The organism is Methylibium sp., assembly GCF_013817345.1.
Taxonomy (GTDB): Bacteria; Pseudomonadota; Gammaproteobacteria; order Burkholderiales; family Burkholderiaceae_C; genus Methylibium.
This window is the reverse complement of record NZ_JACDCW010000118.1, coordinates 1-10,326: the sequence shown is the minus strand read 5'-3', so window position 1 is coordinate 10,326 and position 10,326 is coordinate 1. Positions and strand designations below refer to the sequence as shown.

Genomic DNA, 10,326 nt, shown 5'->3' with positions numbered 1-10,326 from the left:
GAACAGCGCTGAGTGGTTCCTGCGTGGTCTCTTGCTCATGGCCTTCCTGCTTTCTCGAGCTCTCAGCCCGGGTTCATGAAGCAGAGTTTCCACTTATCGTCGTGTTCGGATTTCCGAGGCCACCTCTTACTACGTCGATGAACCAACTCCCGGATCCCGCTGCGCTGAAGTTGGCCAACGAAGTGGCGACGCTCCTGCGCCTGCCACCTGTTGGAGCGTCTGGCGTCCTTGTCGTCAACCACGCCCGCTACGTCAGCGTCAAGCTGGCCGCGCATCTCACCGGCCGGACCGAGAAGGCGCTGCGGCGCAAGATCGAGGACGGTAAGTGGATCGAAGGGCGCGAGTACCGGCGTGACCCGGACGGCATGATCAACGTGGACATGAAGGGGGTGGAGCGATGGGTCGAGGCGTCGAAATGAGGCCCGACCTGACCGACGAGGAGATCGATGCGATTTGCGCCGGCCTCAAGCAGAACGCAGCGAAGGTGCGGTTCCTTCAACGGCTCGGATTGAAGGTGGAACGCAGGCCGAACGGGCACCCGCTGGTCAACCGGGCGCACTACAACGCCGTGACGGGCGTTGCGTCGCCGGATGAAACCGGCGGCGCGTGGAGCCCTAAGTGGACGGTGCCGCTCTAGTTGAGTCGGCCGCTTCTCGTTGGGCTACCCTGTGGCTGCTGTTTAAATAGCGATCGGACGATCGACTGTCCCGGCTCGTGCTATCGCTTCGCTCATATCGCCCCGGTACGGATAGAAAAACATCAAGCATTCGGTGTCGACGGAGTGATCCAAGGCGATCTCTGGGCGATCGAACCCGCCCATGAACGTCAGGAACGCGTCTCCCTGTTTGTTGATTCGAGGAATTGGCTCGATGGTCAGCAAAAGAAGCCAGCGCTGATCCCCGGCCCGCAAGGAAGTAAGCAGCAGCACGCCGGGCAACACGGATCCATCCGGATTGCGAACCGCCAGCCCGCGTTGGTCCGGCAGCTCTTCGAGCGAATGCGCGGGCAGCCGACTCTCCGGGTAAAGCCGGCCAATGATCTTTAGCGCCTCGAACCCGGACTTAGGCACCGGTAGGCGAACCAGAGCGCGCGCGGATGACGAGCGCATCTGCCGATCAAGCACCTGAAAGTAATCAACACCCTGCACCATCACGGTAAATAGGTGGCCTTGCGCTTCGTGCAGCGGGACTGCTTCGCGAAGGACTTGGGTGTACACCTTTCCATCGAGTGAGAAGTGCGCACGTCCTGCAGGATGGTGCGCGTACTTAACTGAGTGAACAGTTGCAGGGAAATCGTGGCCGACCTGAAGGTTTTTCGGGCCCGGCAGGCCAGCAGGGATCCTTGCGATGCCAATAGTGCCCGGCCCGAGCTGTGCATAGGGAAATGCCACATATAAGCTGCCGTCCTTGGCGGTGCAGATGATCTGTAACAGCTTGCGGTGTAGCGGCTCGGTCTGCACCGCAATTACATACCGTTCCGCCTTTACGCCAGTGAACTGAAACTCAGACATCCAAAGCCTCATCCGGCTCGCGTGACTGTCGAAGAAGCCGATCGGCGTGGGCCAAATCCGAACCAGCGGCCTCGCTGCAAGAGGGGTTCGAGTTCTTCCAACTTATCGGCGATCTGCTTGGCACGATCCACCCAGCGTTCGGATGCTTCGTCAAGGCTGCTGTTGACGATGATCATTCGCTCGTGTTCTCGATCGTCATACGTCAGCCTGAAGAAGTAAGTGGCCTCGTCGACCTCACGATCCAACATATCGAGGTTGGTCCGAAGTTCCAGAAGCCGAACCTGCACGCGGTCATCCAACGTCCACAAAGACGCTAGCCGCGAATCAAGTAGCGGAACGGCATACCTCTGCACTCGAACGGTTCGATGGGGTTGTGAACGTTGCGTCTCAAGAAATCGTCGCCGTTCCTCGGTCGTCAGGGCTAGCAACTTCTCCACGTAGGTGGTGAGGGTTGTCTTGTCGTGTGGACCGCGATACCCAGCCAACTGCTTCTGCAGCCAGCGTAAGTGCCCGTCATCGACTTTGCCTAAGCCGGCCAGCACCCCCTGGCAGGCAAGGGTGAGTCGATAGCGGAGTTGATGGAGTTCCTGTGCAAGCGCCGTGAAAACGCGGTCGACCTGGCGGCGTTGCTTGATTGCTTCGACTAACGCCGGCCCCAGCAGGCCTAAAAGCCAACCGAACAGAATCAGTCCTATCTCGCGCACAACTACCTCGGTTAAAGCACACCGCAGGGCGAGAAGCAGCGCTGCTGCTGCGTTCTCTCAGTGATTCCACCATCAGTGCAAGCGATGGACGGAGCGTTCATTCTCTGCGCTGCGTTCATTGAGCAAATGAAAAAAGTGCGGGGGAGGGTATCAGCCTGCCTCAGCGACGCGCTCCTGCACCCATCGCACGTCGTCTGCCGCCTCGTCCGCGGACTGATAGTTCAGTTCGCGCCGGCGCTCCACAGCGGCCGTGAATACCCGCAGCAGATCGGTTCCAAGCATTGAAAGCTTGGCCCGATGCACGTGGTGCTCCCCGCTTCTAATCATCTCGCCCGCAGCATTGGAAACAAGTAGCAGCGCCAGGTCGTTGGGGTCCATCCCCTCAGTACGAATCGAGACGACTGTCCGCTCTGCTTCCTTTGCGAGCTGCCGGGCCGAGTCGCGCACTACGCCGCCGCCCGGACCGCCCACCTGCCGAAGAAAGGCGTCGATCGCGTTAAGTGTCAGCCTTACTTCCCGAGGTGGCGCAACACGCCACACCGCCGCTCGTATGCCCATGATCGCGCCCTCCGCAAGCGCGCGATGCTGACACACTCGTGATGACACGAGGTGGCGAGGCAGGCACTGCACAACCGGGGAACAAAGCGGGGAACAAGCGCAGCTAGCGCGGACTGACCATGAGGGTTCATGCGGCCTGCAGCCTGATGTCCGATCCCGGTTCGGCAACCCGAATGAATGCAGGGCCCCACTTGGCGATGATGGGCCGCCGTCTTCCCGTGGCGTGCGCCCTGGCGCCGTCCGCGGCGCAGCGGCAATGGAGACGGTGAAGCGGGTTCGAGTTTTCGTTGCTAGAATAGAACGATCGTGCTTTTCTTGGTGGCGTCCCTGCAGTGCAGGTATTGCGGCTCCCTAGAATCGGCACGCATCACGCACTCGAGTCCCTGGAGAACATCGCATGAAGGCATTGGTTCCGGTCAAACGCGTGGTCGATTACAACGTCAAGGTGCGCGTCAAGAGTGACGGCAGCGGTGTCGATATCGCCAACGTGAAGATGAGCATGAACCCCTTCGACGAGATCGCCGTCGAGGAGGCGGTGCGGCTCAAGGAAAAGGGCGTGATCACCGAGATCATCGCCGTGTCCTGCGGCGTCACGCAATGCCAGGAAACCTTGCGAACGGCCATGGCGATCGGCGCAGACCGCGCGATCCTGATCGAGACGACGGAGGAACTGCAGCCGCTGGCCGTGGCCAAGCTGCTCAAGGCGCTGATCGACAAGGAGGCGCCACAACTGGTGATCCTCGGCAAGCAGGCGATCGACGACGACTGCAACCAGACGGGCCAGATGCTGGCCGCGCTGGCCGGTCTGCCGCAAGCCACGTTCGCGAGCAAGGTCGAGGTAGCGGACGGCTTTGCAATGGTCACGCGCGAGGTCGATGGCGGGCTCGAGACGATCAGGATCAAGCTGCCTGCCGTCATCACGACAGACCTGCGCCTCAACGAGCCCCGCTACGTGACGTTGCCCAACATCATGAAGGCCAAGAAGAAGACGCTCGAGGTGTTGAAGCCTGCGGACCTCGGTGTCGATGTCGCGCCGCGCCTGAAGACCCTCAAGGTTGTCGAGCCGCCCAAGCGCGGTGCCGGCATCAAGGTGCCCGACGTGGCGACCCTGGTGGCCAAGCTCAAGAACGAAGCCAAAGTGATTTAGCGCGGCGCGAAGCGCTGCACTGAATCGTCGCGTTCGACCGGTCGCTGGAGCGCCGGTCAACGCGCCGTAATCCGGAGAATCTGCATGACCGCTCTCGTAATTGCCGAACATGACAATGCCCACCTCAAGGGCTCCACGCTCAACACCATCACGGCCGCGACGCAATGCGGCGGTGAGGTGCACGTGCTGGTCGCCGGCGCCGATGCCGGCGCGGTAGCCCAGGCCGCTGCCCAGGTGCAGGGCGTCGCCAAGGTGGTGCATGCCGATGCGCCGGCCTTCGCCGACGGCCTCGCCGAGAACGTCGCCGCGCAGGTAATCGCGCTTGCCGGCGACTACAGCCACATCCTCTTTCCTGCCACCGCTTACGGCAAGAACATCGCGCCGCGCGTGGCCGCGCTGCTCGACGTGGCGCAGATTTCCGACATCAGCAAGATCGACGCGCCCGACACCTTCGAGCGCCCCATCTATGCCGGCAACGCCGTCGCCACCGTGCAAAGCGCCGAGGCGACCAAGGTGATCACCGTTCGCACCACCGGCTTCGACGCGGCCGCCAACAGCGGCGGCAGCGCTGCGGTAGAACGCATCGACGCGGTGGACGACAGCGGTGCGTCGAGCTTCGTCGGCCGCGAGGTCACCAAGAGCGACCGGCCCGAGCTCACTGCTGCAAAGATCATCGTTTCGGGCGGCCGCGCGCTCGGCTCCAGCGACAAGTTCACCGAGGTGCTCACGCCTTTGGCCGACAAGCTCGGTGCTGCGCTCGGCGCGAGCCGAGCCGCGGTCGATGCCGGCTACGCGCCCAACGACTGGCAGGTCGGCCAGACCGGCAAGATCGTCGCACCGAGCCTGTACATCGCCGCGGGCATCAGCGGTGCCATTCAGCATCTGGCCGGCATGAAGGACAGCAAGGTCATCGTGGCGATCAACAAGGACGCGGAGGCGCCAATCTTCAGCGTGGCTGATTACGGCCTCGAAGCCGACTTGTTCGACGCCGTGCCGGCAATGGTCAAAGAGCTCGGCTGAACGCGGCCTTCCTCGAAGCGAGGCGCCTCGACGTGCAGCGTCCGGGCGCCCTTTTTTCGACCTTTGTTCGAGTCCTGCAGGAGACATGCGATGAACTACCAAGCCCCGGTCAAGGACATGCTGTTTTGCATGAAAGAGTTGGCCGCGCTCGATGAAATAGCTGCGCTGCCTGGATTGGAAGAGGCCGGCCTCGACACGGCCCGGGCGGTGCTCGAGGAGTGCGCGCGGTTCAACGAGGACGTGGTGGCGCCGCTGAACCGCGCAGGCGACCTCCGGCCCTCGTCGTTCAAGGACGGGGAGGTCACGACCACGCCCGGCTTCAAGCAGGCTTTCAGGCAGTTCGCCGAGGGCGGCTGGCAAGGCTTGCAGCACCCAGCCGACTACGGCGGCCAGAACCTGCCCAAGACAATCGGCGCGGCCTGCAACGAGATGCTCAACAGCGCCAACATGAGCTTCGCGCTATGTCCACTGCTGACCGATGGTGCGATCGAGGCCTTGCTGACCGCCGGCACCCAGGAGCAGCAGGACCGCTACATCCCGAAGATGATCAGCGGCGAATGGACCGGAACGATGAATCTCACCGAGCCGCAGGCCGGCAGCGATCTCGCGCTCGTGCGCACGCGGGCGGAGCCGCAGCCCGACGGCAGCTTCAAGCTCTTCGGCACCAAGATCTTCATCACCTACGGCGAGCACGACATGGCCGAGAACATCGTGCACATGGTGCTGGCGCGCATTGCCGGCGCGCCGGAGGGCGTCAAGGGCATTTCGCTGTTCATCGTCCCGAAGTTCCTGCTTGCGGACGATGGCTCGAAGGGCGCGCGCAACGACGTGCATTGCGTGAGCATCGAGCACAAGCTCGGCATCAGGGCCAGCCCCACTGCGGTGCTTGCCTACGGCGCGCAGGGGGGCGAAGGTCTGAACGGTCCGGGGGCGGTGGGTTACCTCCTCGGCGGGGAGAACCGCGGCCTGGAGACCATGTTCATCATGATGAACGCCGCACGCTATGCGGTCGGCGTGCAGGGCATCGCGGTGGCCGAGCGCGCCTACCAGCAGGCGGTCGCCTACGCGAAGGACCGTGTGCAGAGCCGCCCGGTCGACGGCTCTCTGCCGGGCAGTGCGCCGATCATCCACCACCCCGACGTCAAGCGCATGCTGATGACGATGCGCGCGCTCACCGAAGGCTGTCGCGCAATGGCGATCACCGCCGCCGCCGCACACGATGCGGCGCATGCTCACCCCGACGCCGAAACGCGCAAGCAGAATCAGGACTACTACGAGTTCATGGTGCCGCTGGTCAAGGGCTACAGCACCGAGATGAGCCTGGAGGTCACCAGCCTGGGTGTGCAGGTGCATGGCGGCATGGGTTTCATCGAGGAGACCGGCGCAGCGCAGCATTACCGCGATGCCAAGATCCTCACCATCTACGAGGGCACCACGGCGATCCAGGCGAACGACCTGGTCGGCCGCAAGACCCTGCGCGATGGCGGCGCCACCGCCAGGGCCATTGCCGCTCGGATTGCCTCGACCGAGGCGCAGCTGGCCGAGTGTTCCAGCGTTGCCGCGCGTGCCTGCCTGGGGCGGTTGAGGGCGGCGCGAGAGGCGTTCGAGCAGGTGGTGGAGTTCGTCGTCGGTCAGTCCAAGAGCAATCCCAACGCGGTGTTTGCCGGCTCGGTGCCTTATCTGATGCTGGCCGGCAACCTGGTCGCCGGCTGGCAGTTGGCACGCGCGCTGATGGCGGCCGAAGACCATGCCGCCATGGGCGAGGATGCCGGCTTCATGACGGCCAAGGTGATCACCGCGCGCTTTTATGCCGAGCACATCCTCGCGCGCGTGCCGGGCCTGCGCGACAGCATTGTCCAAGGGGCCGACAGCGTCACGGCGATGGCGATCGAAGCGTTCTGAGTCAGTACAGAACAAGGAACCACATGCCCTTGCCCGCTGCCCTGCGCAATCTGCCCCTGCCGATCATCGGCGCGCCGCTGTTCATCATCAGCAACCCGAAACTGGTCATCCAGCAGTGCAAGGCGGGCGTGGTCGGCGCCATGCCGGCGCTCAATGCGCGGCCGGCCGCGCAGCTCGACGAATGGCTGGCCGAGATCACCGAGACGCTCGCCGCGCACGACCGGGCTCATCCCGAGCGGCCCGCCGCGCCGTTCGCGATCAACCAGATCGTGCACCGGAGCAACGACCGGCTTGAGCACGACATGGCCGTGTGCGCGCGGTACAAGGTACCGATCGTCATTACCTCGCTCGGCGCGCGCACCGACGTGAACGACGCGGTGCACGGCTGGGGCGGCGTGGTGCTGCACGACGTCATCAACAACGCCTTTGCGAAGAAGGCGATCGACAAGGGCGCCGACGGCCTGATCGCCGTGGCGGCCGGCGCTGGCGGCCACGCCGGCGTGAAAAGCCCCTTCGCGCTGGTGCAGGAGATTCGCGCCTGGTTCGACGGGCCAGTCGCGCTCAGCGGCGCCATCGCGCATGGCGGTGCGGTGCTGGCGGCGCAGGCGATGGGAGCGGACTTCGCCTACATCGGCTCGGCCTTCATCGCCACCGAAGAGGCGCGCGCCGTGGCGGGCTACAAGCAGGCGATCGTCGAGGGTAGCTCGGACGACATCGTCTACAGCAACCTCTTCACCGGCGTGCACGGCAACTACCTGAAGGGCTCTATCCGCAATGCCGGGCTCGACCCCGATGCACTGCCGCAAAGCGACCCGGCGAACATGAATTTCGGTGGCGACGCCAGAAAGGCTTGGAAGGACATCTGGGGCTGCGGTCAGGGTATCGGTGCCGTGACGGAAGTTCTGCCGGCAGCCGTGCTGATCGGGCGGCTGGAACAGGAATACCGCGCGGCCATATCGAGGTTGGCCGATCCGGCAACGGTCTGAACGGTTCAGCTCCAAAGGCTTCTGTTCCGTTGGACCGCCAGAAACTAAAACGCCGCCCGGAGGAGCGGCGTTTTGCAGAGCGGCGCTTCGGTTAAAGCGCGAAATCCTCGATCTTCTTGCCCGAGGCAAGTGCCGCCTTGAGCCAGTTCGGCTGCAGACCGCGGCCACTCCAGGTGTCGCCAGTGGTCGAATTGCGGTATTTCGGAGCGACTTTGCGTCCGGGACTGCCGGCCTTCGCCGCACGAGGCGGTCGACCCGGCTTGCCTTTCGCGCCGCCGAGTTCGGCCAGCGTCACGCCGTGCTTTTCCATCAAGGCCTTGATCTGCGCCACGGCTTCCGTGTGTTCGCCTTGGCGGGCGTTTTCGATCTGATCCTGCAGCTCTGCCGCCTGTTTCTCGAGGGCGGCTTTCTGGGAGATCAGTTCTTGGTAAGTAGCCATTGCTATGTAAACCTCCAGACGAGTGGATCGGGTTATCGGTAATACACCGCCGATTCTAGGCTGGAGAGTTTGCAAAACAAAGCCTTAACTCGATTTGCCCGCCGAATGCCCGTGGGCCCCCGGCCTTTGCGCTGGCACTTACTTGTAGCCGGCGCGGTCGAGAAGTTGCTGCACACGCACCGAATTCAATCCGACCACCGACAGGGGAATCAGTTCGGATTTGAACGAACCCAGCGCATCGAGCGCGGGGTTGGCCACTTTCACGCTGGGCACCGCGGGATATTCGTTGTTGCCGTTGGCGAAGTGAGCCTGTGCACTGTCGCTGGCCAGATATTCCAGAAACTTGATTCCGGCCTCGGGGTGCGGGGCGTGCTTGGCAAGGGCGCCGCCGGCGATATTGACGTGGGTGCCCCAGCCATCCTGGTTGGGGAAAATCACCCCGATCTTCTCGACTACGGCCTTGTCTTCGGGTTTGCTGGAGCGCATGAGGCGAGCCACGTAGTAGCTGTTGGTCACGGCGATGCCGCATTCCCCGCTCGCAACGGCCCGGATCTGGTCGGTGTCGCCGCCCTTTGGGCTGCGGGACATGTTGGCGACCACTCCCTTGAGCCAGGTTTCGGTGGCTGCCGCGCCGATGTGCTCGTAGATCGAGCCGAACAGCGACAGGTTGTAGGGGTGCGAGCCCGAACGCGTGCAGACCTTGCCCTTGTTCTTGGGGTCGGCCAGTTCTTGGTAGGTGTCGGCGTCTTCGCGCTGCACGTTGGCCTTGTTGAACACGATCACACGGGCGCGCGTCGAGAAGCCGAACCATTGCGAGCCAGCGCCCTGGTCCTTGCCGCGCAGCTTGGCAGGCAAGCGGCTCTCAAGCAGCTTGGAATCCACCGGCTGGAACAGCCCTTCCGTCTCGGCGCGCCAGAGGCGAGCGGCGTCGACCAGCAGCACCACGTCCGCCGGGCTGGAGGCGCCTTCGCTGCGCAGCCGCGCGAGGATGCCCGCATCGTCGGCATCGACGCGGTTGATCTTGATGCCCGTGGCCTTGGTGAACCCGGCGTACAGCGCCTCGTCGGTCTGGTAATGACGGGCCGAGTACAGGTTGAGCACCGGCTCCTGCGCTGCCGCGGCGAGAGCGCCGCCCAGGGCCAGCGCGACGATGGCGGCTTTGATTCCAGTCGAGAGGACGGACATCGAATACTCCTTGCGTTGAAAGACGCCGGAGTATAAGAGCAAACGAGAATGATTCGCGTATGCGTTCTTGATCCGAGAGTGCTTGGGAATGCCGCCTCGATCTCCTTCAGGCAGTCGGAGGTACGTACCCGGCCGGCTGCTCGGCACCGCCGCCGAAGAAGTAGTTTTCCATCTGCCGCGCCAAGTACTGGCGCGCGCGCGCATCGGCCAGATTCAGCCGGTTCTCGTTGACCAGCATGGTCTGGTGCTTGAGCCAGGCAGCCCAGGCTTCCTTGCTGACGTTGTCGTAGATGCGCTTGCCCAGATCGCCGGGGTAGGGCGCGAAATCCAGGCCGGGGGCCTCTTTCTTGAGCATCACGCAATTCACGTTGCGGGCCATGTCGTGTCTCCAGGGTTCGTACAAGGGTGGGCGAAGAGCGGGCCGCGGCATGCAATACCGGCGGGCACGCACGCGCTGCTTACTTCAGGTGTTTGACCAGCACCTGCGAGCGCCGGTCCCAGTTGTACTTGCGCTTGCGCGCTTCGGGCAGGGACGATTCGGCATCACCCACCACGAAGCCGCGCTTGAGGAACCAGTGCATGGTGCGCGTGGTGAGCACGAAGATGCTCGACAGGCCGGCTGCTCGGGCCCGCTGTTCCACGCGCTTGAGCATGCGTTCGCCGTCGCCCTGGCCCTGCACGTTGTTGCTCACGGTAAGCGCGGCCATCTCGCCGGTGCCGGCCTCGGGGTAGGGGTAGAGCGCCGCGCAGCCGAAGATCACGCCGTCATGTTCGATCACGGTGTAGTGGCCGATGTCGCGCTCGATCTCGGTGCGGTCGCGCTTGACCAGCGTGCCGTCGCGCTCGAAGGGCTCGATGAGCTGCAGGATGCCGCC

13 protein-coding genes are annotated in these 10,326 nt (G+C 63.7%); 6 read left to right on the top strand and 7 right to left on the bottom strand.

Going from position 1 to position 10,326, the window contains the following annotated elements; all coding sequences use genetic code 11:
• Both H0W40_RS20085 and H0W40_RS17245 read left to right on the top strand, forming a co-directional pair.
• Positions 1–419 (top strand): hypothetical protein (locus H0W40_RS20085; protein ID WP_367153837.1); only part of this gene is annotated, 419 nt, incomplete at its 5' end.
• Positions 416–637 (top strand): DUF4224 domain-containing protein, encoded by a 222-nt coding sequence (locus H0W40_RS17245; protein ID WP_292448681.1) that lies wholly within the window; start codon positions 416–418, stop codon positions 635–637. The genes H0W40_RS20085 and H0W40_RS17245, both read left to right, overlap by 4 nt.
• 42 nt (positions 638–679) lie before the next feature.
• On the opposite strand, the gene H0W40_RS17240 is transcribed toward H0W40_RS17245, so the two are convergent.
• From H0W40_RS17240 to H0W40_RS17230, 3 genes are all read right to left on the bottom strand, one after another.
• Positions 680–1,510 carry a hypothetical protein gene (locus H0W40_RS17240; protein WP_292448679.1) on the bottom strand — a complete coding sequence of 277 codons (831 nt, stop codon included), beginning with the start codon at positions 1,508–1,510 and terminating at the stop codon, positions 680–682.
• Positions 1,511–1,518: 8 nt separating this feature from the next.
• Complete coding sequence (locus H0W40_RS17235) at positions 1,519–2,214, bottom strand: hypothetical protein (protein ID WP_292448678.1); 696 nt, start codon at positions 2,212–2,214, stop codon at positions 1,519–1,521.
• A 150-nt stretch (positions 2,215–2,364) separates the two neighbouring features.
• Positions 2,365–2,772: a hypothetical protein gene (locus tag H0W40_RS17230; protein ID WP_292448675.1), complete on the bottom strand. Its 408-nt coding sequence runs from the start codon at positions 2,770–2,772 to the stop codon at positions 2,365–2,367.
• Positions 2,773–3,169: 397 nt separating this feature from the next.
• Between H0W40_RS17230 and H0W40_RS17225 the strand changes: the two genes are divergently transcribed.
• The 4 genes from H0W40_RS17225 (at position 3,170) to H0W40_RS17210 (ending at position 7,827) form a co-directional block, all read left to right on the top strand.
• The gene (locus H0W40_RS17225) at positions 3,170–3,919 is read left to right on the top strand and encodes an electron transfer flavoprotein subunit beta/FixA family protein (protein ID WP_292448673.1); all 750 of its coding nucleotides are present in this window, start codon (positions 3,170–3,172) and stop codon (positions 3,917–3,919) included.
• Positions 3,920–4,003: 84 nt separating this feature from the next.
• Positions 4,004–4,939 (top strand): FAD-binding protein, encoded by a 936-nt coding sequence (locus tag H0W40_RS17220; RefSeq protein ID WP_292448671.1) that lies wholly within the window; start codon positions 4,004–4,006, stop codon positions 4,937–4,939.
• A 90-nt stretch (positions 4,940–5,029) separates the two neighbouring features.
• On the top strand, positions 5,030–6,841 hold the full coding sequence (locus tag H0W40_RS17215; RefSeq protein WP_292448670.1) for an acyl-CoA dehydrogenase: 1,812 nt from the start codon (positions 5,030–5,032) through the stop codon (positions 6,839–6,841).
• Positions 6,842–6,864: 23 nt separating this feature from the next.
• The gene (locus tag H0W40_RS17210; RefSeq protein ID WP_292448668.1) at positions 6,865–7,827 is read left to right on the top strand and encodes a nitronate monooxygenase family protein; all 963 of its coding nucleotides are present in this window, start codon (positions 6,865–6,867) and stop codon (positions 7,825–7,827) included.
• A 91-nt stretch (positions 7,828–7,918) separates the two neighbouring features.
• Here the strand turns inward: H0W40_RS17210 and H0W40_RS17205 are convergent, their stop codons facing one another.
• The 4 genes from H0W40_RS17205 to H0W40_RS17190 form a co-directional block, all read right to left on the bottom strand.
• The gene (locus H0W40_RS17205) at positions 7,919–8,266 is read right to left on the bottom strand and encodes an H-NS histone family protein (protein ID WP_292448683.1); all 348 of its coding nucleotides are present in this window, start codon (positions 8,264–8,266) and stop codon (positions 7,919–7,921) included.
• 138 nt (positions 8,267–8,404) lie between these two features.
• Positions 8,405–9,451, bottom strand: a complete 1,047-nt coding sequence (locus H0W40_RS17200; protein WP_292448666.1) for an extracellular solute-binding protein — start codon at positions 9,449–9,451, stop codon at positions 8,405–8,407.
• 106 nt (positions 9,452–9,557) lie between these two features.
• Complete coding sequence (locus tag H0W40_RS17195) at positions 9,558–9,830, bottom strand: oxidative damage protection protein (RefSeq protein ID WP_292448663.1); 273 nt, start codon at positions 9,828–9,830, stop codon at positions 9,558–9,560.
• A gap of 79 nt (positions 9,831–9,909) precedes the next feature.
• A partial coding sequence (locus H0W40_RS17190) for a GNAT family N-acetyltransferase (protein ID WP_292448660.1) occupies positions 9,910–10,326 on the bottom strand: 417 nt, incomplete at its 5' end.